Below are 25575 nucleotides of genomic sequence, written 5' to 3'. Positions count from 1 at the left end.
AGGTCTGGGACGGGCACGGCGGGTCCGCCCCTCCTGGGGCGGACCCGCCGTGTCCGTGCCGCTACTGCAGACGGATGCTGTCCAGCTCGGCGAAGCCGGTGCCGCCGCCGAAGTTCGGCGACCCCTTCGCCAGTCGGATCACGTTGTACCCGGCCTTCAGCTGCACCGCGACGTCGACGCTGCCGGTCGGGTTCCCCCACCCGGAGGAGGTCGGTGGGTAGGTCACCGTCGAGAACCCGCCGCCGTTGTAGGCCAGGCCTTGTGTCGCGTCCGCACCGGTGGCGTTCGCGTACTTGACCGTCATCGTGTACGCGCGAGCGGTCGGCACGTTGACGAGGAAGTCCACGAAGCTGTCCGTCCTGGCGTCACCGGCGCCGTCGATGCGGCCGACGTACCCGCCGTTCGACGCCGTGGACGAGGACAGCCGGCTGGCGTTGACGACCGTCGCGTTCTCCGCCTCGTAGGTCTGCTGGTACGTGGGCGTCCCGGTCGTCGGCGTGATGAGCAGCTGGTACGCCGCGACCGCGTCCATGTTCGACACGGGGACCGAGATCGAGCCGTTGACGACGGTGTACGTCGTGGTCGACACGAGGTTCGGCGCCGCCTGGTTCGTCTTCCGACCCGTGGTGTTCGTCGACGAGAGCTGCACGGACACCTGGTTGCCGAGGCCCGCGAGCCCGTTCACCCGGACCGTGTTCGTGCCGCTGTCACCGCCGAAGACGACGTTCACCTGCTTCCGGCTGGCGTCGTACGATGCGACACCGTCCAGGTACGACTGCGGGACGGTCTGGACGACGTTGCCGGACTGGTCGCCGTACCACTTGTAGGCCCAGTAGGACGCCGTTGGCAGGTTGTTGTACAGGAGCCCGTCCATCGTGCCGGCCTCGTACCAGTACGCCCGCTCGGCGTCGTGGATGCCGGCGCGCTCGAACGCCGCCATGTAGTGCACGCCGATGCTCGGCTGGTCCACCTGGGCGGGTGAGGCGTACTCGTTGATCGAGATCGGGATGTGCGGCAGCCCGAGGGAGTCCTCTATGGACCGGAAGTCCGTCACGTGGGCTTGGACGTTCTGGTAGCTGAAGTCCTGGAGCTCGTGCCAGACCGCGACCGACGGCAGCGTGTTCGTGTTCTTCGCGTTCGTCATGAACGCGAGCATGAAGTCGTGGTCGTAGACGCTGGAGCCGGGTCCGATGATCGGGGTCAGGGTGTCGATCGCGCGGATGTCCCGGTAGGTCCGGGTCCACATGTCGAGGTAGCTGCCGGCGTTCGGGTCGTTCTTCGTGCTCTCCGCCCAGTTGGCGTCCGGCTCGTTCCAGATCTCGTACCCGGCGATGTTCGTGGTGTTCGTCGCGTTCACCCTCGCGGTGATCATCGTCCGGATCTTCGCCTCCCAGTCGGACCAGCTGACCCAGTTGTAGGGGAACGTGCTGAAGATGTCGGGAAGCCGCAGGTACTGCTGACCGCCGGCGTCGGTGATCTTGCCGGCGACCTGCAGGCCGTCGCAGCAGGGGCTCGTCGCGCCGTTGCCGAGCTGCTTCGTGCCGGGCGGCGGCTGCGTGAAGGTGTTGACGTGCAGCGGGTAGAGCTGGCTCAGCGGCGGGGTGCTGCCGGTGTCGACGCCGTACAGCCCGCCGGCGGCGACGTGGGTGACCGGGCGGACGGTCGTGCCCACGTTGACCGTGAGCGTGTTGCCGGCGGCGAAGGCGGGCGTGGAGCTCAGGCCGAACGCCGCCGTCCCGGCGACGACGAGCGCGGAGAGGACCGCTGCGGCCCGGAACCCTCGGCCTCGGCGGCGCTCGGGTCGGCGTGGTGTTCGAAGATGCGTCATTGCTTCCTCCTCGTGGTGCTCCGGGTGGTCCCGGTGCGGTGGTGTGGTCACTCCGCGCTGTCGGCGGGGTGCTTGTGGAGCCGGCCGAGGCGCTCCGCCTCGGCATTCCGCTCGTAGCCCAGGTAGGCGATGACCGCGAGGACGCGGTGTCGGTTCACCGGCCGCACCGTCTCCGGGCAGTTCAGGACGCGGGACACCGTCTGGTGCGACACCCCGGCGACGAGCGCCACGTCGTAGATCGTCGGCTTCTCGGTGCCGTCGAGCGTCATCGCTCCTCCTCTCGTGGCCGATCCGGCCGGACCGCGTCGCGCTGGTCGCGCTCCTCGGGGCGGACGGGAGGCGCGGTGCGGCTCCCGTCCGCGGCTCACCTACCCGACGGGCAGGAAGACCCGCATGGTCGAGGGGCCACGGTTGCCCCAGGACGCGTAGGGGACCAGGCGGACGGTCCGGCCGTCGCCGTCAGCGCCGTCCGTGCCGGTCGGCGCGCCCGCCGTCGCGCCGTCGGCGCTCCGGTACGGCAGCGCGTTCGGTTCCGGCGTCGTGTGCACCCGGACCGCGATGCGGACGTCATCGACGCCACCGTCCAGCGGCTCCGCGCCCGACAGCACCGTGACGTCGCGCACGTCCGCGCCCAGGTCCGTCGACTCGAGGGCGTAGACCAGCGGCCCGCGCTCGACGGCGACGGTGCCGCGGACCGCGTCGATCCGGGCGTCCGGCACGGTGACCCGTGCGCGGACCGGGACGTCGAGGACGACCCGGTCGCCCGCGGCGAAGACCCGCGTCACGGTGACGGTGTCGCCCGCCACGGGCACCGCGTCGCCGGCCACGTCGAGCGTGGCGCCCGACGACCAGGACGGTACCCGCAGCCGCAGGGCGACCGGACCGTCCGAGTCGGCGGTCGCGACGACCTCGACCCGGCCGGAGTGCGGCCAGTCGGAGCGCACCGAGAACGCCGCTCGGGTGCCGTCACCGACGACGGTGTCGACCTCGTAGTCGCCGTACTGGTGCAGCTGCAGGGCGTCGTCGCTCACCGTCGCGAAGACCGACTGCACGCTGGCGAGCGTGCGGGACAGGTTCGTCGGGCAGCACGACACCTCGAACCACGGGGCGCGCAGGCTCGACAGGGCCCGGCGGAGCACCTCGTCCTCCGGCGGCACCGTGCCCTCGACCCGCTGGTGCATGGTGTTCGCGTAGAAGAAGGCCCGGCCGTCCTCGCGCGGGGCGACCATCACGGCGTTGTACAGCGTGCGCTCGATCAGGTCGGCGTACTTCGACTCCCCCGTCTCGAGCAGCAGCCGCCACGAGAGCATGTTCGACGCGATCGCCGCGCAGGTCTCGCCGTACTCGCGGTCCGGCGGCAGCTCGTAGTCGGCGCCGAACGCCTCGTCCTGGTGGTGGGCGCCCATCGCGCCGGTCAGGTAGGTGCGCTTCGCCACGGTGTTCGCCCACTGCGTCTCGACCGCGCGGAGCAGCTCGGCGTCACCGGTCTCGACCGCGACGTCGACCGCCCCCGCGGCCAGGTAGAGCGCCCGGACGGCGTGGCCACGCAGCACGTCGGCGTCCCGCACGGGGACGTCGTCCTGGAAGTACTCCTGGCCGTACTCGATCGGCGCGAGCAGCCCGTGCCCGCGACGCTCGACGAACGTCCGCGCCAGGTCGACGTACCGGTGGTCGCCGGTCGCGCGGCCGAGTTCCACGAGGGCCGGCTCGATCTCCGGGTGGCCGCACACCGCCTCCCGTCCGCCCGTCCCGAACACGTCGACCAGGTGGTCGGCGACGCGGACCGCCACGTCGACGAGCCGACCGCCACCGGCGGTGCGCAGCCGCGCGACCGCGGCCTGCAGCAGGTGCCCCATCGAGTAGAGCTCGTGGCCCCACTCCAGGTCGGACCACCGGGGCCGCTGCCACGGTCGGCCGAAGCTGGTGTGCAGGTAGCCGTCGGCGTCCTGCGCCCCGGCGACCCGTTCGACCAGCCGGTCGTAGCGCTCGGCCAGGTCGTCGTCGTGCTGCACGCCGAGCTGCCAGGCCATGGCCTCGAGGAGCTTGTAGACCTCGGAGTCGACGAACTCGATGCCCGCGTGGTCGAACGGCTCGCCGCTCGCGGCGGCGTCGAAGTTGCCGGTCCAGCCGATGCGCTCCATCCAGGTCTCGCAGTGCCGGATCACGGTGTCCGCGTTCCGCTGCTGCCAGTCGGCCCAGTAGCCGCCGGTCAGGCGCAGGTCGCCGAGCGGCAGGGGGCGGAGCGCGCCGGTCGAGGGCACGACGGGCCCGGCCGGGACGGTGGTGTGGGTGATGGTCACGATGTCCTCCTGGGACGTGGGGTGCGGTGCGTCAGTCCTTGACGGCGCCGGCGGTCACACCGGCGGCGACGTAGCGCTGGGCGAGGACGAGGAGCACCGCGGCGGGGATCGACGCGACCACGGCGGTGGCCATGATCGAGTTCCACTCCTGGTTGTTGTTGCCGATGTAGGCGTAGATGCCGAGGGTGATGGGCTTCGCAGCACCACCGCCGTCGAGCGTGTTGGCGAACAGGAAGTCCGACCACGCCCACAGGAAGCTGAAGAGCGAGACCGTCACCACCGAGTTCCGGCTGACCGGCATGACGACCGCGGTGAAGGTGCGCCACGTGCTCGCGCCGTCGATGCGGGCGGCGTTGAGGAGCTCGTCGGGGATGCCCCGCATGAACGCCGTGAAGATGAGCACCCCGAACGGCACGGCGATCGTGGAGTCGGCGAGGACGAGTCCCCAGATCGTGTCGAGGATCCCGAGCTGCACGTAGATCGTGTAGAAGCCCATCGCCATGATGATCGCGGGGATCATCTGCGCGATGAGGAGCACGAAGCTCATCGCTCCGCCGCCCCGCGGGCCCAGCTTCGCGAGCGAGTAGGCGGCCGGGGCGGACAGCGCGAGCGTCAGCACGACCGTTCCGAGGCCGACGACCAGGCTCGTGCCGAGGAACGGCAGCTGCTGGCCGAGCACCGTGCTGTAGCCGTGCAGGGTGCCGTCGATCGGGATGAGGTTCGGCGGGCTCTTCCGCATGTCCTGGTCGCGGGTGAGCGAGACGTTCACCATCCAGTAGACGGGGAACAGCATCACGGCGGTGAAGACGACGCCGAGCACGGTCCGCCACCAGCGCTTCGCCGCGGGCGGTGTGCCCGTCGTGCGCGGCCGGCCACCGCGGGCGGTCCGGGTCGTCACGGCACGGGTGACGGTCGTGGTGGCCACCTCACACCTCCAGTCGGCGCTGCACGCGCGCGTAGATCAGGCCGACGACCAGGGCGATGACGATGAGCACGTTGCCCACGGTCGCGGCGGAGCTGAAGTCGGGCAGGAGCGATCCGAAGCCCAGTTGGTAGGACCAGATGGCGAGGGTGGTGGACGAGCCGGAGGGGCCGCCCTTCGTCATGATCCAGATGATGTCGAAGACCTTGAGCGTGTAGACGAAGCCGAGCAGCAGGGTGATCGCGGTGACCGGGCGCAGCAGCGGGAAGGTGATCCGCCAGAAGCGCTGCCAGCCGTTCGCCCCGTCGAGGGACGCCGCCTCGTACAGCTCCCCCGGGATGCCCTGCAGGCCGGAGTACATGATCACGAGGTTGAACGGGATGCCGATCCAGATGTTCGCGACGAGGACGGCGAACAGCGACCAGTCGGGCGAGGTCAGCCAGTTGATCTGCCCGATGCCGACCGACTCGAGGAACGCGTTCACGATGCCGGAGTCGCTGTTCATCATCCACGACCACGTGCTCGCGGACACGAGCAGCGGCAGGAGCCACGGCACGAGGAACAGCGCGCGGAGCAGGCCCGACAACGGGAAGTGGTTGTGGAAGAACACCGCGAGGGCGAGCCCGAGGGCGAACTGCACGAGGATCGACACGATCACGAAGACGGCCGTGTGCCAGATCGCCGGGGCGAAGGTCGCGCTCGAGAACACGTCGACGAAGTTCTGCAGGCCGACGAAGGGGGCGTTGCCGGAGACGAAGGACGCCACCGTGTAGTGCTTGAGGCTCAGCTCGATGTTCTTCCAGAGCGGGTACGCGTAGAAGAGCACGAGGTACAGGGCCACCGGGGCGAGGAACGCCCAGGCCGTGAGCTGCGCTCTCCGCTGCGCGTTCGCGCGGCGGCTCCGGGCCGAGGAGGCGGTGTCCTCGGCCCGGGGACGCGCAGCCGACGGTCGCAGTGACGTCGTGTCGGTCGTCATGGTCGTGTCGGCTTCCGTTCGGTGGTGCGGGTGGTGTCGGTGCTGGTCGTGACTGTGGGCTACTTCTGCAGCTTGTCGTCGACGGCCTGCTGGGCGGCCTGCAGGGCGTCAGACGGCGATGCCGAACCGGACTCGGCCTTCTGCACGGCCGTCCAGAGCTGCTCGGAGATCACCGGGTACTCGACGCCGAGGTTGTCGCCGGTGCGGGCGCGGGCGGCGCCGACGGCCTCGACCCACGTCTTCAGGTCGGCGTTGCCGGACAGCTGCTGCTGCTGGAGGTCCTTCGACGCGGCGATGTAGTTGAGCGTGTTGTCGGTCTTCACCACGTTGTCGCCCGAGGACAGGCACTCGACGATCTTCTTGGTCGTCGCGTAGCGGGCGTCGTCCTTCTGCACGGGGATGGTGAAGAACTCGCCACCGGTCGGCACCGGGGCGGCGCCGCCGTCCTTCGCCGGGATCGTGATGACGCCGGCGCCCATCTCCTTGGCGGCGTCCTTCTGCCAGGTGCCGTTCTCGCCGAAGGCGAAGTCGCCCGACTGGAACTCCTGCCAGCTGGTCGTCTGGGTGTTCTGGATGACCGAGTTCGGCGCGTAGCCCTCGTCGATCCACCCCTTCCAGAGCTGCAGCGCTTCCTCTGCCTTGGCCGAGTCGAGCTTGGTCAGGTCGGCGTCGGCGCCCCAGAACCACGGGAGGAACTGGAACGAGCCCTCCTCCGTGTTGATGCCCGAGAACGTGATGCCCTTCTTGCCGGCCGCCTTCACCTTGGCGAGCGCCGCGGTCAGCGAGTCCCAGTCCTGCACGGACGAGGGGTCGACGCCGGCCGCTTCCAGCACCTTGGGGTTGTAGTAGAGCGCCAGCGTGTTCGCCCCGATCGGGACGCCGTAGGTCTTGCCGTCGATGACACCCGCGCCGAGGATGTTCTCCGCGATGTCGCCGGTCTCCAGGCCGCTGGTCGCGGTGTCGGTCAGGATGCCGGACTGGGCCAGGGTCGAGACGACGGGGTTGTCGACGAGCAGCACGTCGGGCGACTTGCCCTGCTGGCCGGCGAGCAGCGCCTTGTTCGTCAGGTCGGACGTGTCGTAGCCGGTGCGCTTGACGGTGACGCCGGCCTCCGTGCCGCACTGGGCGACGAGCTTGCCCCACGCGGACGAGGCGTCGTACTGGGGGTACGGGTCCCAGAAGGTGTACGTGCCCGACGCGGCGTCGGACGAACCGGAGCCGGAGGACTGGGCAGAACATCCGGTGAGACCGGCGACGACGCTGGCTGCTGCCACCAGCGCGCCGATGCGGACAACAGTCTTGGTGCGCATGATCACGGGTTCCTCTCTGAATGCGACGTGATCGCCGTTCGGGTCCGGCACCGTCCGTCCCGGCGAGCGCGCCCCTCCAGGAGGAACTCTTCGTCGAGCAGAACCGAAACCGGTTTCGGGAGCAATGTACGAGGCGCCTTGCCGCGGTGTCAAGAAGTTTCGTAAACTGGTTTCGGAGGGGCACATGGACGAGGACGACCACCACATCGGATCGACGGTCGAGACCGTGACGCTGGCCGACGTCGCGCGTGCCGCCGGCGTCTCCGTCGCCACCGCGTCCAAGGCGCTCAACGGCAGGGCCCACGTCAGCGCCCGGTCACGAGAGGCCGTGCTCGCCGCAGCTGCTGCACTCTCGTTCACGCCGAACCCGTTCGCCCGTGCCCTGAACCGGGCGTCCACGAACACCATCGGCATGCTCACGAGCGACCTCGACAACCGCTTCGTGCTGCCGATCCTGCTCGGCGCCGAGGACGCGTTCGGCGCCGGGTCGCTCAGCGTCCTGCTCGCCGACGCCCGCGACAGCGCGCTCCGCGAGCAGCTGCAGCTGCAGTCGCTCCTGACCCGACGGGTCGACGGCGTGCTCGTCGTGGGCCGCACGACGAACCCCCGACCGCCGATGCAGGCGAAGCCGGACGTCCCCGTCGTCTACGTCTACGCGCCCTCCACCGACGAGCAGGACCTGTCCTTCGAGCCGGACAACGAGCTCGCAGGTCGGATCGCCGTCGAGCACCTGGTGGACACCGGACGCAGGCGCATCGCGATCGTCAACGGCGAGGACACCTACGCCGCCGCCCGCGACCGACTGCGCGGTGCCGCCGCGGCGCTCGACGAGCACGGGCTCGAACTCGTCGGCAGCCCGGGGCGCGTGTTCGGCGAGTGGAACGAGACCTGGGGGCGGCAGGCCACGGAGCGGTTGCTCGAGCGCCACCCGGACCTCGACGCCGTCGTCGCCGGCAGCGACCACATCGCCCGCGGGGTGATGGACGCCGTGCGCGAGTCCGGGCGACGGATCCCTGAGGACGTCGCCGTCGTCGGGTTCGACAACTGGGACATCCTGGTCGAGGGGGCACGACCGCAGCTGACGAGCGTCGACATGGACCTGGAGCAGCTCGGGCGGCTCGCCGCCGGGGCACTGGTGGACATGATCGACGGCAAGGTGCAGCGGGGGCGGGTGCGGAACCCGGTGTCGCTCGTGGTCCGTGGGTCGACGGTCCCGGGGGAACCCCACGCCTGACGTCCGCGGCTGTGCGATGATCAGCCCGTGGGGTGGGGGAACACTGCAGCAGCGGAACCGGTGACGCGCCGGCCGGACGCCGACCGCGCCGCCAGGCCCGGGCCGCACCTGCTCGGAGCCGCGGTCATCGGAGTCGGGGCCGCGGGCTTCGCGCACGCCGGACTCGTGCTCACCCTGTTCACGGGCCTCCCCGGCCTGGTCGTGCTGCTCGTCGTCACCGTCCTGACCGGCGTCGCCCTCGGCGCCTGCGCGGTCGCCGGCACCCGGTCACGGCAGTCCGCCTGGGTCGGCACGACCACGCTGCTCCTGGTCCCCGGCGCGCTCGTCGCCGAGGTCGTGCCGCTGTTCCGCGCCGACGCGAGCGACCCCCTCGACCTCGCACCGACACCGCTGCCCTTCGCCGTCGGTCTGGTCGTCGCCGTCGTCCCCGCACTGCTGCTGCACCGCGGCCGCCTCCGGACGATCGGCCTGGTCGTCACCGCAGCCGTGGTCCTGGCGGGCGTCGTCACCGGGGTGCTCCTCGCCGGACAGGCCACGGCCCGCGCCGGCGACCGCGAACGGCAGGCGATCGCCCGCGCCCAGGTCGCGATCGGCGCGGACTTCCGCCCGGTGACGATCTCCGTCGACGGCTACGGCTCGGTCTTCGAGGCGAACATCGAGAAGCGCCTGCCGGGGTTCCTGCAGGTGTTCTCGTCCCCGGCGGAGAAGGCCCACGCGCCCGGGCAGACGGACGACTCCGACCTCACCGTCGTCACCCTCGCGGCCGGTACGACCGCCTGCGGACGACCCGTCGAGGGCGTCGGCGCCGACGGCGCGTCCGAGCCGGAGACCTCGTGCTCCGTCCACGACGGCGTGACCACCCGTGCGACCGCGCACGGCCACGAGGTCTCGGCGGTCGTCGGCGACGCCCGCGTCGCCGTCAGCGCCCGGAACGCGGTCGACGTCAGCCTGCTCGAGGCGGCGGTCCGCTCCGCGGTCCCGATCGACGACGACGCCTACCGACACGTGCTGCTGGGCGACGGGGACGAGTACACGGACGAGCTCGACGGCAACCGCTGCCCCGTCACCGGGGCCGCCTGCGGGTCGCTCCCGCACCGGTGAGCGGTCGCGGCGTCCGACGGGCGGCTGCGGGTCACCGAGGTGACCACCGACGGACGGGAGGCGCGGTGCCGGCCCGCACCGCGCCTCCCGTCCGCAGGTGCGTCGCGTGACGGGGCGGGGCCCCGCCGTCGGTTCCCGTCGGCGACGTGGCGGGGCCCGCTGTCGGCTCCCGTCGGGGGCGTGGCCGGGAGCGTCGCTCCCGCAGCTGACCGGAGCCGACCCGGTCGGGTACCCGGTGCGGCCTGCGCGCACACGCTCGCGAGGTCGGACCCCGGTACGGCGGCCTCCTCGACCTGGACGGGCCTCGACGCGGCGTGGGTTCACTGGGACGGGGAAGGAGCACGTCATGAAGCACATCCGCTACGACAGCAGCAGCATCCTCACGAGCGACGACGTCGCCGATGCGGTGATCGAGTACGCCGCAGCACTCGCAGGCGGCGACCGGGCCGACACCGTGGCGATCCCGGCGGTCGCGGACGACGGCACGATGACGACGACGAAGATCCTGATCGGCCCGTCGAGCGAGATCGTGGTGGAGGACGCGGAGGACGACGAACTGGAGGTCGAGGACGACGAGTTCGTCCGACGACTCCGCGCCGCGGCGCGCACCTTCGGCCACAGTGAGCCGATCCACGCGGACACCAGGTCGGACCTCACCGAGACGGACTGACGCCGCGGTCACGCTGGGCGTCGTGCGTACGACGCTCGGTTCCGGGGCAGCCCCTGCGCCCTCGGCCGGTCCCGTCCCGGCGAGCAGTGTGCGCTCCCGGGCGCGGCCGACGACCGTCGACTGGGATCATCGACGCATGGGGTGGTTGCGACGAGTGCTCGGCGGCGCGTACGACGACCGCGACCGGAAGCAGCAGCTGCGGCGGTACGTCGCTGCGGCCGAACGGCTCGTCGCGTTCCTCGACGAGCACGGCGACGAGCGTGCCGCGGGGATCCGCGAGCGCGCCGGCTTCGCCCGTGAGCTGCTCGAGCACGGGTGGACGCGCGACGACCTGCTCGCTCTCGCGCAGCCCGTGCACCCGCCGTGGCCCGCCGGCAAGGCGCGCGACTCCGGCGCCGTCGCGCCGGACCACGCGGATGAAGGCGACCGTCTGTACGCCCGGGTCGTCGACGTGGCGTTCGAGCTCCGTGCGATCGGGGAGTGACCAGCTCGTCGGTACGCTCGCCGCATGGGGAAGCAGCCACGCACCGTCAGCGCTCTGCTCGCCGAGGTCCGCGGTGCGGTCGACGAGGTGCGCACGGTCGCAGCCGCCGAACACGACAGCGCACGCCAGGGCGCCGCGACCTGGCTCGACAGCGTGTTCGCTGACGTCGGAACGCGCGCGGAGCTCCGGGCTGCCGCGAAGCTCGCCCTCGGTCTGTGGGGTGGGATGGGCTCGTTCTCCGATGCGAACACCCGCGAGGACGGAGCCGCGATCGACCGGCTCGGCAGGGCGCTCACACGCGCCAGGCGCTCGTGGTTCGTCCGGGAGGGCTGAGGCCCGGCGGGTGGTTCGGAAGAGCTCGCGAAGATCCGCGAGTGGGCAACAGCGAACGGCCGTGACGTGTCCTCCCGCGGACGGATCAGCCAGACGCTCCGAGACGCACACGGCGCCGCGCGCTGATCCCTCCCTCACGCAGAACGGCCTGGTCGCCCTCGTGCGATCGGGCGTTCTCCAGCATGCGGGACCCTAGGAGTTCGATCGATGCACCCGCACGATCTCGGCACTCCGGACGACATCACTGCGCGACCTCGCGGACGGCGGCCTCGACCTCGCGGCGTAGTAGCTCGACGGGGCGACCTGCAACGTCCTGCAGATCGGCTCGACCCCGAACTCGTGCTTGTGCTGATCGATGAACTGCGTCATCTGCTGGACGGGCGGTCGAGCTCCGCCGCGAAGAAAGCCGACCCCGACCTCAGAATCGCATTCGCCCGCCGCAGCTCCCGGACCTCACGCTCGAGCTCCGCGATCCGCTGCGCGTCGTCAGAGGTGACACCCGGCCGATCGCCGGCATCGACCTCGGCCTGCTGCACCCAGTTCCGCAGCGTCTCCGGATTGATCCCCAACTGCTCACCGATCCGACGCAACGCGCCAGGTCTGGTGCTCGGGTCGCGGCGCGCGTCCACCGCGAGCCCCACCGCCCGCTCCCGAAGCTCCTCCGGGTACTTCCTCGGTGCTCCCATGACTCTCATCCTCCCGTGGATTGAGAGCCTCCATCAGACCCGGGGCGGAACAGTTTCGCCACTTCGGACATCAAGGTCTTGGAGCGGCGTCGTTTCCGTCTTGCTCGATGGAGTACAACCCGCAGCCGCCTTTCAACAGCGGCTCGCCTGAAACTGCTGATCCGGCTCTCGTAGCTGTTGCGACAGACTTCATGGCTCCACTGATCGACGCGGTCAAAGCTGGCGCCGAGGACAGCGCCGCTCAGTAAGACGGGCTTCGATGACCGGGACGACGCTCGTCGTCCCGGTCATCGTGCGGAGGTCTTCTCTCCTCAGGGGAGGGTGATGTCTCCCTGATGCAACACGCGCGGGTTGTAGTAGGTGTCCTTGATGGCCTGGGCGGTGTTGCTGCCCTCGAGCTGCTCGGACCATTCCATGAACCAGGTCCACTCGGGCTGTGCCGACAGGTTCGCAGCGGTGGGCATCGTGCCGACCTCGGCCAGCGCGATCGGCTTACCTGCGGCTATCGAGCGGATGGATTGATACTCGGCCGCGCTCGGGAACGCCTTGTACCAGGCGTCGAGCGTGACGACGTCGACGTAGCTGCTGCCGGGGTAGTAATCGGCGAAACCGCCGGCGGGGTTGTCTTGAACATTCCACGCCCAGATGAGGTTCGTCATCCCCTTCGTGCCGGCGAGGTAGTCACGAGTGATCTGGTACAGCTTCGCCGACCCGTTGCTGCCGGAGCGTCCGCCCCACACGCCCACTGTTCGTTCATCTCGTGCAGGGGTCGGAAGACGGCGGGTACGCCCGCATCCTTGAGCTGTTGCAGGTACGGAACGATCTCGTCGAGTCGCTTCTTCCATGCCGAGTTCAAGGCTGTGCCGTTGGTGACGAGCTGCGACCACTGCGTGTCGGTGAGGTTCGCGTTCACGTCGCTCCAAGTACACGACGATCCGACTGTGGGCGGGCACACGTGCCAAGTGAGGCTGACGAGCGATCCGTTCTTCCACTCGGTCTTGGCCTGGTCGATGACGCGCTGCCGGTTGGCGACGTCCGCTGAGCCGAAGTGGAAGTCCCCTCCCCAGAGGCCTGGGTAGACGCCGGTGATGTCCTTCACGCGCTGCGTGTACTGGCTGGGCTGCGCGGCGGGTTCCTTGTTGTGCTGTCCGCTGACGATCTTCTGACCCTTGATCGAAGCCAGGTAGTTCAAGACCGTCGCTTTGCTTCCAGCGCTGAAGGCTTCCGCCTTCGGCGCTGCAGGTGTCCCGACGGCCATCGTGGCGCCGAGTGCGACTACCAGACCAGTGGTCAGCAGTGCACGTGTTGTCGACTTCATTGTCTTCCCCTCGTGTTGTTTTCATGGACATCGCTCGACCCTGCGGTGTTCAGCAGGAACCGAAGCGAGAACTGGGCGTGAGATCGGTCATCGGCGTACCCGGACGCACGAGGACGCAACGATCACGGCCGGTGGACTCGTCCAGCAGCCGTCCGCGTTCTACGACGTCGCGTGATCAAGAGGATCACTACGCCGAGCAGCACCGCCCCCAGGGCCCCAAGAACAAGAGCCCCGCTGACGGACGCGCCCGTGAACGCCAGTCCTCCTGAAGGGTCGTCGGTTCCGGCGTTCTCAGTCGCACTCGGCGTCACCGCCGACGGGGACGGGGACGCCCCTCCGTTGGGGCTGCCCGGCGTGGTCGGAGTGCCGGCGGCAGGCGGAATGGTCGGTGTCGGCGATCCGGGTTCGCCTGGGTCTGTGCCTGCGGGAGCGACAGTGGTCGACACGTCGTCGACGGTGAGTTCCCCGGCACCATCACCGCCCAGGTAGAACGCGAGCTGCGTCACGTTCGACGGGTCGAGGGTTGCGTCTCCCGCCCATGCCGGTGGCTTGAACTGGTCGAAGGGCACGCTGACGCGCTGCCACCCGGTCCCCTGCACAGGAACCGTCGTCTCGAAGTACGAACCGCCAGCAACGATCTGCAGAGTGACGTCGTCACCCGCAGGTGCTTGGAGTGACAGCTCGAGCCCGGAGTGACCCCACCAGTCCTGCGGCGTGGTCAGCGTTCGCACGACGCCGGCGTATCCAGGGCCGGCGAGGTCGTAGGAGAAGCGACCTGCCTGAGATCCGGTGTCGGGGTTCGGCGTGAGCGTCGCGGTGATGGCACCGCCGCCGGTGTTCCGCACGTATGTGGCATTGAGCTCGGCGTCGTCGGCGTACTCCTCGAAGTCTTCAACGACGAGCGGCTGCGTAGGCAGGGCACGAGTGCTGAACGAGGCGCTGGCGGGTGTCGACGAGGTGCTGCCGACGCCATTGACTGCGGTGACGGACCAGCGGTAGGTCACGCCAGGCTGCAGGTCCACGTCGGGACGGATGGTCGTGGCGGTGAGTCCATCGGTGTGCGCGATGGTCGTCCCGTCCTCGTCGGTGATGCTGAACCGGTAGTAGGCGGCGTCAGCGGCGGGCGTCCAGGAGAAGGTGGGCACTGCGGTGACGTCATGTGTGCCGACAGTCGGAGACTGCAAGGAGAACGCCCCGGGCTCGGTTGTCGGGTCATTCACTGCTGAGCGGAGCATTGCTCGCGTGAGGTGCGCAGTTCCCGTCACGACGACACGCACGTGATCGCCGGTGAGGCTGTCGGCGGTCACCGTGCCGTCGGCGCCGATGGTCGTGTCGGCGGCGGCCCAGGTGGAACCGTCCGTACTTGTCTCGACTCGGAGGGCTGCTGTGTCGTCCGTCTGGAATGCAGCACGGGTGAGTCCGTTCTGCTTCCAGGTCACGGTGCCGGAGACACCGCCCACAGCGGTGACGAAGCCGCCCTCGGGGTCGGCTTGCACCGCGGTGTCGGTGTGGCTCGATGTGAGACGCCAGTCCTGCAGCGGATCCACCAGGACGTCGCCGCCGGCGGGCGTGACCACGTCGCTGGTTGCCGGCGCAGCGCCTGATGCGTTGATCGCTCGGACGCGGTACGAGGCGCCGGCAGGAGATGTGAAGTCAGTGACGGTGCCGGCGGATGCTCCGAGGGTGCCGTCATGAACGGCGGTCCAAGCTTTCCCGGGGATCTGTCGCTCAACGACGTAGTCAGTGGCTCCTGCAGTGCCGCGCCAGGTGACGGTTGAGACGCCGTTGGTACGGGTGATGGCTGTGATCAGTGGCGCGTCGAGTGGCGTGGTCGGGATCGTTACGCCGATGCTGCGCGCGTACTGTTCGACCGCGTCTGCACGCGTCTGCTCCAGAGCGGTCCCGCCGGGGATGTGGAGGGTGAATCCGTCGTCGTGGGCGACGAGGCCGCTGCGGTCGTCGTGGCCGAACAGCGACCAAACGAACATGCCCGTGACGTTCGAGTCGGCTGCGGCGGCGTTCAGTAGGTCATCGGTTGCGGCCGTGGAGGCGTATTCGCCGGCGATGTAGACCTTCCCGGCAGCGGTGACGGTCTTGGCGTCTGCGGAGATCTTGGCTGCGGTCGGGGGGTAGTAGTGCACGTCGACCATGTCGAGGTTCGCTGCTGCGAGGGTGTCCGGGTCTATGTCGAATCGACGTCCCGCTGCGACGAGCTGCGAGGGGGCTTCGTGCTTGATGTGGGCGACTAGTTCGTTGATCCAGGGCAGTGTCATCCCCTCGAGCTCGTTGCCGAGTTCCCACGCCATGATGGTCGGGTCCTGCGAGTACGGCACGCCGGTAAGGGTGTTGGTGTGGCCGATGACGTGGTCGACGTAGTCCTGGTATGCGCCGATGGCGCGGGAGTCCGTGTAGAAGTCGTCGGGTTGCAGGCCGAGCGGTGCGGTGAAGTCGCGGTGTCCGCCGTGGTAGTACTCCCATTCGTCGGTGAGGGGCAGGATCAGTCGGATGCCGAGCGTGCCGGCGTATGCGACGGCGAAGTCCATGGTGGCGAATGCCTGGTCGTTGTATTCGCCGAGGGATGGCATCAGCGCGAGCGTGTTCGCGTTGTCCTGGCTGGTTGAGGTTCCCATGTGGGAGCGAACCACGGTGATGCCGGCCCGGTGTGCGGCGTCGAGGGTGTCTTTGATGCGGAAGTACGTCGGGTAGTCGACACCGCCGACGTTCTCGTCGAGGCCGAGCCAGTAGATGTTCGCGCCGCTCGCGCGGAACCGCTGTCCGTCGACCTGGAGATGTGTGGCGTCGCGCGTGACGAAGCCGGTGTTCTGGTTCGTCCACTCGCTTGGTACGGCGCTGGCCGGCATGTGAGTGGTGAGCGGGAGCATCGTTCCGAAAAGGACAGCCGTGAGGATCGCTGCACCGAGTCGGACTACACGGAGTTGCGGGTGGTGCGCCAGGCGGGACGTTGCGCGTGAGACGGGGTTCGTGGTGCGCTGCATCGGTGCTCAGACTCCTTCGGCTGGGCTACGGTTCGGGCGGCGGCAGTGGCCGTCCGGGGTTCAGCGGGTGCTGACGAGGTGATCGGTTCGCGGTCGGGCGGGGCTGGTCATGTCGGGGCGGTGGATGAGGGCTGCAGCGCCAAGGAGCGGTGCAGTTGATCCCAGGAGCGCGGGGCGGATCTGCACCGCGGTGGCGTAGGTGAAGACCGTCGCGCGCCGGGCTGCGGCACGGACGAGGTCGACGTAGTCGGGTACCACGGAGGCGAAGCCGCCGCCGATCGCGACGACGTCGAGGTCAAGCAGCGTCGTCGTGCTCGCAATCGCCTGGCCGACAGCGTCCGCGGAGCGGCGCACCGCCCGCCAGGCGACCGTGTCGCCGGCCGCGCAGGACGCAGCGAGGTCCTCCCCCGAGGTCCCCGACCATCCCTGCTTCTGCGCCCAGGCGACGGCGCTGGTTCCCGAAGCGACTGCCTCGAGGGTGGTGGAGTCGGCATCGGCTGGATCGCCGCCGAAGCCGGCGACGTGGATCTGGCCGATGTGGCCGGCGTTGCCGCTGCGGCCGGACACGAGTGTCCCGCCGAGGATCAGCCCGCCGCCGACGCCGGTGGAGACAACCATCGACATCGAGTTCTCGACGCCGACTGCGGCGCCGCACCAGTGCTCGGCGAGGGCGATGCACGTGCCGTCCAGTCGCAGCTGGACTGGCAGGCCCCCCAGTTCACGTGCGACCGCCCCGCGGAGGTCGAAGTCCGCCAACGCGGGCAGGTTCTTCGGGCTGATCTGTCCGGTGTCGAGTGTGATCGGCCCTGCCGACCCGATGCCCGCACCGGCGAGCGTCGAGTCGGCAGGGACCGCTGCGAGTGTCTGCCGGACCGTCTGGGACACCGTCGCGGCGAGGTCCTCACGCCGTGCAGCGCGACCAGTCGGGGCGCGATGACGGCTTCCGGCGATGATGGCGCCGCTCGCGTCGACGAGCGCAGTCTCGATCTTGGTGCCGCCGAGATCGACAGCGAGTGCGAGCGACGTCACGGCTACGACCAGTCGGTGACGAGCTGGTTCGACGTGCGGAGGACACTGCTCGAGGTGAGCTCCTCCGGTGCGAGTGTCTTCGTCGTCGTCACGTGGAACGTGACCGTCTCGCCCGGCAGAAGCGTCACCATCATGTCGTCGACCGTTGCGTCCACATCGACCTTGTCGACCAGGAGCGCGAGATCGCGGACGAGCGACGTTGCGGTCACTGCGACGTCGTACCCGCCGTCGGTCGCGGATACCTCCGTCCGGAAGTCCGCAGCAGGCAACGCCGAATCGCGCTGCTCCACCGGGAACCAGAAGCCTCGCTCGTCGCCGAGCATCGCGACGAGCACCTCGCTCGCCGGGTCAGTGAACGCTGCGAGGTCCGCCGGCACAGCGACCGTCTGGGTGCTGCGGGGAGCGAGCGACACTGTGATGGTCGTGGCTGCGAGCTCGGTGCCGTCGTAGCCGAGACGGCGGAGGACGACGTCGCCGTCCCATGCTGCCGACGAGTCGTTCACGACCGCTGTCACGAGGTCGCCGCCGCGCGGCTGGATGGTGATGAGGCGGTCGGCGTAGACGTGCTTGAGGGCGTAGAGCAGCGGCTTCGCGCGGCCGTACCCGTCGACTGCGGCCCAGGATGTGACGGGCCAGCAGTCGTTGAGCTGCCAGACGATCGAGCCCATGTTCTTCGGGGACCAGGACCGCCAGTGCTCGATCGCGAACGCCACCGCGTTGGCCTGGTTCAGCGACATCGCCCAGTGCCAGTCCTCGGTGTGGTCCGGCAGCGGCAGGTGCGCCACGAGCCCGTCGGTGAGCTTGTCGTTGCCGTCCTGCGCCTTCTGGTGCCAGATCATGCCGGGCGATTCCGGGGTGAGCGGCGAGTCCGAGATCGACTGGTTGATCGTGGACCAGGTCGCTGGGCCCTGCCAGCCGAACTCCGCGACGAAGCGCGGGACGGTGTCGCGGTAGTGCGGGTAGTCGACCCGGTTCCACAGCTCCCAGAGGTGCACCGAGCCGTGGTCGATCTCGTTCGCCGGCCGGTCGACGTCGCCGGACCAGGGGCTCGCCGGCGTGTAGGAGCGTTGCGGGTCGAGTTCGGCGGCCAAGCGCGGCAGCAGGTCGAGGTAGTACCCCAGGCCCCAGGTGCGGCCCTGGACGCGCTTCTCCCAGCCCCATTCCTCGAAGCCCCAGATGTTCTCGTTGTTGCCGTTCCAGAGCACGAGGCTCGGGTGGGACATGATCCGGGTGACGTTGTCGCGCACCTCGGCCTCGACCTCGCCGCGCAGCGGCTCTTCCTCGGCGTAGGAGGCGCAGGCGAACAGGAAGTCCTGCCAGGTGAGGATGCCGCGTTCGTCGCAGAGGTCGTAGAAGTCGTCCGACTCGTAGTACCCGCCGCCCCAGACGCGCAACAGGTTCATGTTCGCGAACTCCGCCTGGTCCAGGCGTGCTGCGACCCGGTCTCGCGTGACACGGGTCACGAACGCGTCGTCAGGGATCCAGTTCGCGCCCCGCACCCAGACGGGCTCGTCGTTGACGACGACGCGGAAGCTCGTGCCGTCGCTGTCGGGCAGGAGCTCCACGACGGCGGTCCGGAAGCCGATCCGCTTCTGCCAGGTGGCGAGGACGCCGCTCTCGTCGGCGATGGTCACGGACAGGCCGTAGAGGACGGCGTCGCCGTAGCCCCGCGGCCACCAGAGCTCGACCTCGTCGACATCGAGGATGAGTGTGCCGGTGGCGCCGTCGATGACGGCGTCGACGGTGTGTTCTGCGCCGTCAGGGGCGGTGAGGGTGCCCGTCGCGGTCACGGGAGCCGCGTTCTCGGCGTTCTGCAGCGCGAGCGCCACCTCGACGTGGCCGGCGGTTCCGTCCGTGGTGACGGTGGGCCGGACTGACTCGATGCGGGCGCCTGACCAGGCGTGCAACGTCACGGGCTTGAAGATGCCGGAGGATGCAGCGTCGAGACCCCAGTCCCAACCGAAGTTGCAGGCGGCCTTCCGGATCGCGTTGAACGGGTGGAAGTAGGTGTGGGGCCGGTAGCCGATGTCGAGACTCGCCTGGTCGGCGTACGCGACCGGGGAGGCGAAGTGCACGACGAGTTCGTTGGTGCCGGCGACAAGGACGTCGTGAGCTGCGAGTCGGTAGGTGCGGTGCTGGTTGAAGGTGCGGGCAAGCCCGCGGCCGTTCAGGGTGATCGTGGCGACGGTGTCGAGGCCCTCGAAGACAAGGTCGTGGTGGTCGTGCCCGTCGGGCTCCCACGTGAAGGTGGTGCGGTACTCCCAATCCGTCTCACCGATCCAGGTGACCTTCTGCTCGTTGCGGTCCAGGTACGGGTCGGGGATGAGCCCGGCGGCGAGCAGGTCGGTGTGCACGAGGCCGGGCACGGTTGCGGGGATGGATCGCAGCGCAACGTCGACCGGGGTGTCACCGCTAGTGGCTCGGAGCGTCCATCCGTCGTGGAGGGTGCGCCGGGTCTCGGTGGTGGTGCTGGGGGCGGTGGTGCTCACTTGGTTGCTCCTGCCGTGAGGCCGTTGTAGATGTGTCGCTGGAGGAAGAGGAAGACGATCAGCGTGGGGATGATGACCAGCAGCGTGCCGGCGGCGATGACTTCCCATTGCGCGCCGAACGGCCCCATGAACCGGAAGAGCGACGTCGAGATGACGCCGAGGTCCTGCGACGGCATGTAGAGGAAGGGGATGTAGAACTCGTTGTAGACGGCGATGCCCTTGATGATGATCACGGTCGCGATCGCCGGCCGCAGCAGCGGCAGGATGATCCGCCAGTACACGGTGAACCGGTTGGCACCGTCGAGCATGGCTGCCTCGTCGAGGGAGACCGGGATCGACTGCATGAACTGCAGGAAGATGTAAATCGCGACGATGTCAGTGCCCATGAACAGCACGATCGCGGCGCCTCGGGTGTTGAACAGCTCGAGTGCGTTGATGACCTGGAACGTCGCGACCTGTGTCGTGACGGACGGCACGAGAGTCGCCAGGAGGAACCCGCCGAAGACGAGCTTCCTGCCGCGGAACCGGAACCGGTCGATGGCATACGCCGCCATCGTCCCGATCAGGATCGTGCCGGTGACCGACACCAGCAGGATGATGCCGGTGTTGATGAAGCCCTGCACCATCCCGCCCTGGGTGAACGCGGTGACGAAGTTGCTGAAGTTCAGCCAGTTCGACGGCGGCGTCAGCGGTGTCGTCGATCGATACTCGCGGTCCGTCTTGAACGCGAGCATCACGATCGTGATGAGCGGGATGAACGCACACAGGCTCGCGATGATGAGGCTGGCGTACTTCCCGGTAGTCCCTGCTCGGGCGAGAAGACGGCCACGGGTCACGGACGGTGCGCTCATGATGCGACTTCCTTCTTCTCGTCGGGGAACAGCCACCGCTGTATCCCGGTGATCACCAGCACGATGACGAGCAGGACGACGGCCATCGCCGACGCGAGTCCGACCTTGGAGAACTTGAACGCGGTGTTCACGGTCTGAATGACGAACGTCTCCGACCCGTTGGCGCCGCCGGTCATCACGTACGGCATCTCGAAGGCGGACAGTGCACCGGCGATCGCGAGGATGAACGACAGGCCGAGAATGCGTCGGATGCTCGGCACGATGATGTAGCGGAACTTGTCGAACGACGTTGCTCCGTCGAGGTCTGCTGCTTCGTACTGCTCGGCCGGAACCGACTGGATCGCGCCGAGGAACAGCACGAAGTTCAACCCCATGTACCGCCACACGCTGGACGCGGCGAGGGACAGGTTGACCACGCTCGGGTCGCCGAGCCACTGCGGGGTGTCCTGTACACCGACGACGGCCAGGAGCGCGTCGAGGGTGCCGCCTGGACGAAAGAAGTACAGGAACACCAGGCCGATCGCGACCCCGTTGATGAGGTAGGGGAAGAAGATGATGCCCTTGAACAGGTTCGAGAACCGAGTCTTGAAGCTCAGCAGCGTCGCCAGGTAGAGCGCGATGACGAGCTGCGCGATCGCACCAACCAGGTAGTAGAGGCTGACGAAGAAGACCTGGAAGATCGCCGGCTGGGTGAAGATCTGAACGAAGTTCTTGACACCGACGAAGTCCTTCTCCGGGGAAAGGCCGTCCCAGTCGGTGACGCTGTACCAGAGCATGTTCACCACGGGGACGTAGGTGAGCACGATCAAGAACGCCAGCGGGATCGCGAGGAACAGCCACGGTGTCACGCGCGATCCCCCGAAGGCACGCTTCTTGCCTGGGATGAGGGGTGCGGTGGCGCCGGGGAGGCCGGTGGCCTGCCCCGGCGCTGCCGCACCTGGTTCGAGACGGGTCACTGATCCACCTGGGTCTTCGCCGCAGCCCACTGCTTGTTCAGCGTGGCGAAGTACGACTCCTCGGTCCCGGAGGCGGCGCCGCGGGCGACGTCGATGAGCTTCTGCCGGTACGTGTTGCCAAAGATGTCGACCTCGCTGGTGTTCGCGATATCGGTCAGCAGCGACTCCTCACCCTTCGGGTCCGCGTTCAGCTCGACGTACTGAACGCCGATGTCCTGGAAGTCCTTGAGGGTCGACGGTGCCGGGTCTGCCTTCACCGGGCTGATCGCGCCCTGGCTCTTCGCGTAGCCGGAGTCGTTGATGAACCAGTTCACCCATGCCTTGGCGGTGGCCTTGTTCTTCGAGTTCTTGTTCACCGCGAGGAGCTTGTCCGTTGTGGTGACCGACGTGAACTTGCCGTCGGTCTGCCACGGCATCGGCCAGAAGCCGATCTCATCGGCCGACTTCCCGGCCTTCTTCGCGGCGTCCTGCATCTGCGACACGGCCCAGGACCCGAGCGCCATCGTGCCGATCTTCCCCTGCGCGAGGAGATCCTTCGACTCCTCCCAGTTCGTCGTCGTCGGGTCCGACTCGCTCAACCCTTCCGACACGGTCTTGAAGAGCATGTCGTCGATGTTGTACTGGTCAGAACCCGCTTTCCAGGGGCTCTTGTCCGCGGCGAGCTTCATGCGGGCGTCAGCGCCCTGCGTGGTGCCGAGGGCGTTCTCGAGGCCGGCGAGCGGCCACCCGTCCTTGTAGTTGGTGTAGTACGGCACCGCGTCGGTCTCGTCCTTGATCGCCTTCAGGTCGGCGAGGTACTCGTCCTGCGTGGTCGGCGGGGTCGTGATCCCGGCGTCCTTCCACACGGTCTTGTTGATGACGAGGCCCATGGCGGAGCCGAAGGTCGAAATGCCGTAGACCTCGCCGTCGTAGGACCCGTCTCCGGCAAAACGGTAGGTCTTCTCCAGGTCGCTGGTCTTGCCGAGCGGCTCGAAGTAGGACGAGTACTTGTCCTTCGTCACTGTCGAGCTCGGGATCAGCAGCGCGTCGCCGTAGTCCTTCGAGCTCAACCGGATCTTCGCGTCACCCTCGTAGTCGGTGAGGGCCTCGAACTTCACGTTCGTGCCCGGGTACTTCTTCTCGAACTGCGCCGCGTAGTCCTTGAACGTGGTGTCGACCAGATCGGTGCGGTTGCTAAGGACGGTGATGGTCCCTGATGGCTTCCCGTCGTCGTTGGACGAGCCAGCCGAACAGCCTGAAAGCGCCAGCGCGGCGACGACGATGCCTCCGGTCGCGGCGAGCACGGACTTCTTCATGGCGAACTCCTTCGTTCATTGGCGCCGGCACGAGCTGGTCGCTGGCTCGAGCGCTTCGGGTTGCACCAGCGTGCAGGGCAGAGCCGTCGAAGTCAAGACTTAGATTAGTAATCGATGAAAGTTTTCGAGCGAGGAGAACGAGGGCAGGTAGCGGTACTGCCTCCGGTCAGAAGCGGTCAGCGACTCATCGCCCGTGCCGCCCGACGCTCTCGCGCTGCACGAAGCGGATCGCCGGCGCCTCGACGACTGGCGGCTGCTGCCCGCGAAGTAGGGACGCCAGCGTCTCGCCCACCAGCCGCCCGATGCGCTGGACGTCGTGGCTCAACGATGCGAGAGGCGGAGTCGAGAGTTGGCACAGCGCCGAGTCATCCCATGCGACGATCGATACGTCTTCCGGGACCCGCAGACCAGATCGTCGCGCCGCATCAAGACCCCCGAGAGCCATCAGGTCGTTGTCGAACACGACGGCCGATGGCGGCGTGTCTCCCCCTGTCAAGCCTTCGAAGGCGCGGGCTCCCGACTCGGACGAGTAGTCCCCTGAGGCGAGATGCGCCGTCAGATGCAGCTCCGCGCACGCGTCGGTGAACGCTGCCGCACGGGTGATCGTGTGGGCAAGCTCCGGTGGCCCGCCCACCAGCCCGAGTGCGCTGTGCCCGAGACCGGCGAGGGCGCGCACGGCGGCCCGCATTGCCGCGTCGTCATTGGTCCACACCGTCGGCAGTCCGCCTGACACCATCGGGGACGACACGGCGACCGCGGGCATCCCGACGTCGGCAACCAGTTGCACGCGAGGATCGTCCTCAATCAGGTCGACGAGCACCACACCGGCGACGGCTCGCTTGTCCTGCCATCCGCGCAGCCATTCAAGCTCGTCAGCACGGGAACCGAGGACTCGCAGGAGCACCGAGTGTCCTAGCGGTCGAACAACCTGGTCGACGCCTGCCGTGAACTCGTGGAACCAGGGCTCCGCGCCGTAGATTTCACTCGCGCGCACGAGCGTGAGCCCGATCGGCTGACCGAGGTCGCCCTTGGACGGATGGCCTTCGTCGCTTCGCATCTGGTGGTCCTCCAGTCAGCACGGGTCCGCGGCACAGCTAGTGTGACATCGCCGGACCCGTCGGCACCGCAGGTAGTCGAGCTGCAGAGAGGACGTCCGATGGCACGATCCGAGACAGTCGCATCGGGACCCGGCAGCCGCGCGCTCATCGTCGACATCATCCGGTCAGCTGGCCCTGTCAGCCGAGTCGAACTCGTCCAAGCAACAGGTCTCACGCAACCGACCATCTCGAACATCGTCCGCCAGCTCCTCGCCTCCGGGGTGATCCGCGAAAGCGGACGGACACCTTCCACGGGCGGGAAACCTCGCACACTCCTCGAGATCAACCCCACAGCGCTCTACGCGGTCGGCGTGCAACTCGGTTTCGAGGCGATGACCTTCGTCGCCGCAGGCGTCGGTGGCGGCACGGTCGCGCGACAACTCGTCGATGGTGCGGCACTGGACGATCCACAGCAAGTCGTGGAGCGTCTCGCCATGCAATTCCGAGTCTTCGTGGACACGGCCGGGATCCCGATCGACAGCGTCGCAGGCGTGGCCGTGGTCGTGCCGGGACCGCTGTCGCCACCACTCGGCACGATGTTCCGATCCCCGACTCTCCGCCAATGGGAGGGCTTCCCGCTCGCCGCCACGCTCGGCGAGCTCCTGCCGGTGCCCGTCGTCCTCGACAACGACGCCGCCGCCGCCGCCATCGGAGAGTTCTGGACGCGGCGCGTTCCGCGAACCGACACGTTCGCCACTGTCTACATGGGCACTGGGATCGGTGCGGGTGTCGTCATCGATGGCGCCCTGTACCGCGGAGCGAGCTCGAACGCGGCTGAACTCGGTCACCTGTCCATTGATGCTGAAGGCGTCGCCTGCAGTTGCGGCAACACGGGCTGTGTCGAGCGCTACGCGGCTCCTGCTGCCGTCCTCGCCGAGGCTGTTGCCACCAGGTGCGATTTTCTCGGACTGGATCTGGAATTCACCGCAGAGAGTACGGGCCAAGACTTCGACAGGCTTGCGCGTGCTGCAGTCGGCGGCCACGAGGCCGCCGACGCACTCCTCGGGCGCTCCGCCGATCGCCTCGCCGCCGCGGTCGTATCCTTCAGCAATGCGTTCGACCTGGACAGCGTCGTACTAGCGGGGCCCAGCTTCGCGATCGCCGGTTCGCTCTACGCCAAAGCCGTTCGAACACGCATGGAGCGCGCCTCGTTCGCTCGCCGAGCGCACGGCGTCCGCATCGAGATTGCCTCGAATCCGCGCGACTCCGCAGCGATTGGAGCAGCCGCGCTCGTACTTCAGAGTTCGGTGGCTCCCGGTCACGGACCGGTGCTCTCTGCCTAGGCAACCGCACAGCGGGAGCACCTTCCACCTCACAACGGGACCGACGACAGGGTTCGTACGGACCGCTTCCTCACCGCCAACACACTCCTCCGCGCCGACTACCGCAACGCCGACGACGCAGCATCGCTGCAAGAAGTACGGGACCGGCTGCAGTTCCTCGCCGACACCGGCTACGACCTCCGCCACAACCTGCCGAGCTGAAGCCTCTGCTTCCGAGTCCACCGGCGTCCGTATGAGGCAGCCTGGTGAGAATCAAATCGGACGGGCTATCTGCGACCCAACGAACGGCGAACATACAAGCTCAAGGGCGCTGAACGGTGAACGACCGGCTATCGGACATGGGTTGCCAGCTCCAATGTCATCGCGAGAGACCCGACGGCATCCTGTCTACTGATCCCGACGAAGCCCGCGCGTTCG

The 25575-nt window shown here is 68.4% G+C and carries 22 protein-coding genes, 1 pseudogene and 1 other annotated feature; of the genes and pseudogenes, 7 read left to right on the top strand and 16 right to left on the bottom strand.

Annotation, left to right across the window (positions count from 1 at the left end; genetic code table 11):
• Window positions 1-61 precede the first annotated feature (61 nt).
• The 6 genes from QUG93_RS14100 to QUG93_RS14075 form a co-directional block, all read right to left on the bottom strand.
• Window positions 62-1828: a carbohydrate-binding protein gene (locus QUG93_RS14100; RefSeq protein ID WP_289474818.1), complete on the bottom strand. Its 1767-nt coding sequence runs from the start codon at window positions 1826-1828 to the stop codon at window positions 62-64.
• A 47-nt stretch (window positions 1829-1875) separates the two neighbouring features.
• Entirely contained in the window at window positions 1876-2097 is a 222-nt protein-coding gene (locus QUG93_RS14095) for a LacI family DNA-binding transcriptional regulator (RefSeq protein ID WP_353067775.1), read from the bottom strand.
• A gap of 99 nt (window positions 2098-2196) precedes the next feature.
• A complete protein-coding gene (locus tag QUG93_RS14090) occupies window positions 2197-4128 on the bottom strand; it encodes a glycoside hydrolase family 127 protein (RefSeq protein WP_289474817.1) in 1932 nt (643 codons plus the stop codon).
• Between the two features lie 31 nt (window positions 4129-4159).
• Entirely contained in the window at window positions 4160-4921 is a 762-nt protein-coding gene (locus QUG93_RS14085) for a carbohydrate ABC transporter permease (protein WP_289474973.1), read from the bottom strand.
• 133 nt (window positions 4922-5054) lie between these two features.
• Window positions 5055-6026, bottom strand: coding sequence for a carbohydrate ABC transporter permease (locus QUG93_RS14080; RefSeq protein ID WP_289474816.1), 972 nt, complete (start codon window positions 6024-6026; stop codon window positions 5055-5057).
• Window positions 6027-6085: 59 nt separating this feature from the next.
• Window positions 6086-7336 carry a sugar ABC transporter substrate-binding protein gene (locus QUG93_RS14075; RefSeq protein WP_289474815.1) on the bottom strand — a complete coding sequence of 417 codons (1251 nt, stop codon included), beginning with the start codon at window positions 7334-7336 and terminating at the stop codon, window positions 6086-6088.
• Between the two features lie 184 nt (window positions 7337-7520).
• Between QUG93_RS14075 and QUG93_RS14070 the strand changes: the two genes are divergently transcribed.
• The 6 genes and pseudogenes from QUG93_RS14070 to QUG93_RS14045 form a co-directional block, all read left to right on the top strand.
• On the top strand, window positions 7521-8570 hold the full coding sequence (locus QUG93_RS14070) for a LacI family DNA-binding transcriptional regulator (RefSeq protein WP_289474813.1): 1050 nt from the start codon (window positions 7521-7523) through the stop codon (window positions 8568-8570).
• A 27-nt stretch (window positions 8571-8597) separates the two neighbouring features.
• Window positions 8598-9671 carry a hypothetical protein gene (locus QUG93_RS14065; protein ID WP_289474811.1) on the top strand — a complete coding sequence of 358 codons (1074 nt, stop codon included), beginning with the start codon at window positions 8598-8600 and terminating at the stop codon, window positions 9669-9671.
• Between the two features lie 346 nt (window positions 9672-10017).
• Entirely contained in the window at window positions 10018-10341 is a 324-nt protein-coding gene (locus tag QUG93_RS14060; protein ID WP_289474809.1) for a hypothetical protein, read from the top strand.
• Between the two features lie 136 nt (window positions 10342-10477).
• Window positions 10478-10825 (top strand): hypothetical protein, encoded by a 348-nt coding sequence (locus tag QUG93_RS14055; RefSeq protein WP_289474807.1) that lies wholly within the window; start codon window positions 10478-10480, stop codon window positions 10823-10825.
• 24 nt (window positions 10826-10849) lie between these two features.
• Window positions 10850-11158, top strand: coding sequence for a DUF6966 domain-containing protein (locus QUG93_RS14050; protein WP_289474805.1), 309 nt, complete (start codon window positions 10850-10852; stop codon window positions 11156-11158).
• A 27-nt stretch (window positions 11159-11185) separates the two neighbouring features.
• Window positions 11186-11284 (top strand): annotated as a pseudogene (locus QUG93_RS14045) (Lsr2 family DNA-binding protein); the annotation flags it as partial.
• Window positions 11285-11452: 168 nt separating this feature from the next.
• Window positions 11453-11566 (bottom strand) — a sequence feature (AL1L pseudoknot).
• Here the strand turns inward: QUG93_RS14045 and QUG93_RS14040 are convergent.
• The 10 genes from QUG93_RS14040 to QUG93_RS13995 form a co-directional block, all read right to left on the bottom strand.
• Window positions 11524-11844 (bottom strand): transposase, encoded by a 321-nt coding sequence (locus tag QUG93_RS14040; protein WP_289474803.1) that lies wholly within the window; start codon window positions 11842-11844, stop codon window positions 11524-11526. (Overlaps the previous feature by 43 nt.)
• A gap of 311 nt (window positions 11845-12155) precedes the next feature.
• Window positions 12156-12584 carry a glycosyl hydrolase gene (locus QUG93_RS14035; protein WP_289474801.1) on the bottom strand — a complete coding sequence of 143 codons (429 nt, stop codon included), beginning with the start codon at window positions 12582-12584 and terminating at the stop codon, window positions 12156-12158.
• The gene (locus tag QUG93_RS14030; RefSeq protein WP_289474799.1) at window positions 12500-13162 is read right to left on the bottom strand and encodes a glycosyl hydrolase; all 663 of its coding nucleotides are present in this window, start codon (window positions 13160-13162) and stop codon (window positions 12500-12502) included. The genes QUG93_RS14035 and QUG93_RS14030 overlap by 85 nt, the downstream gene beginning before the upstream one ends.
• 122 nt (window positions 13163-13284) lie before the next feature.
• Window positions 13285-16158: a CIA30 family protein gene (locus QUG93_RS14025; RefSeq protein ID WP_289474798.1), complete on the bottom strand. Its 2874-nt coding sequence runs from the start codon at window positions 16156-16158 to the stop codon at window positions 13285-13287.
• Between the two features lie 60 nt (window positions 16159-16218).
• A complete protein-coding gene (locus tag QUG93_RS14020) occupies window positions 16219-17187 on the bottom strand; it encodes an ROK family protein (protein WP_289474797.1) in 969 nt (322 codons plus the stop codon).
• A 2-nt stretch (window positions 17188-17189) separates the two neighbouring features.
• A complete protein-coding gene (locus QUG93_RS14015; protein WP_289474795.1) occupies window positions 17190-19676 on the bottom strand; it encodes a glycoside hydrolase family 2 protein in 2487 nt (828 codons plus the stop codon).
• Window positions 19673-20527 carry a carbohydrate ABC transporter permease gene (locus QUG93_RS14010; protein ID WP_289474792.1) on the bottom strand — a complete coding sequence of 285 codons (855 nt, stop codon included), beginning with the start codon at window positions 20525-20527 and terminating at the stop codon, window positions 19673-19675. Before QUG93_RS14010 ends, QUG93_RS14015 begins: the two co-directional genes overlap by 4 nt.
• Window positions 20524-21483: a carbohydrate ABC transporter permease gene (locus tag QUG93_RS14005; protein ID WP_434533118.1), complete on the bottom strand. Its 960-nt coding sequence runs from the start codon at window positions 21481-21483 to the stop codon at window positions 20524-20526. Before QUG93_RS14005 ends, QUG93_RS14010 begins: the two co-directional genes overlap by 4 nt.
• On the bottom strand, window positions 21480-22778 hold the full coding sequence (locus QUG93_RS14000; protein WP_289474790.1) for an ABC transporter substrate-binding protein: 1299 nt from the start codon (window positions 22776-22778) through the stop codon (window positions 21480-21482). The genes QUG93_RS14005 and QUG93_RS14000 overlap by 4 nt, the downstream gene beginning before the upstream one ends.
• Before the next feature lie 184 nt (window positions 22779-22962).
• Window positions 22963-23835, bottom strand: coding sequence for a LacI family DNA-binding transcriptional regulator (locus tag QUG93_RS13995; RefSeq protein ID WP_224442013.1), 873 nt, complete (start codon window positions 23833-23835; stop codon window positions 22963-22965).
• A gap of 99 nt (window positions 23836-23934) precedes the next feature.
• Here QUG93_RS13995 and QUG93_RS13990 point away from each other — a divergent pair, with 99 nt between their 5' ends.
• Complete coding sequence (locus QUG93_RS13990; protein WP_289474787.1) at window positions 23935-25158, top strand: ROK family transcriptional regulator; 1224 nt, start codon at window positions 23935-23937, stop codon at window positions 25156-25158.
• Window positions 25159-25575 lie beyond the last annotated feature (417 nt).

It is taken from the genome of Curtobacterium caseinilyticum (genome assembly GCF_030363035.1).
Taxonomy (GTDB): Bacteria; Actinomycetota; Actinomycetes; order Actinomycetales; family Microbacteriaceae; genus Curtobacterium; species Curtobacterium caseinilyticum.
The sequence above is the reverse complement of the archived record's forward strand: the minus strand, read 5'-3'. Positions and strand labels throughout refer to the sequence as shown.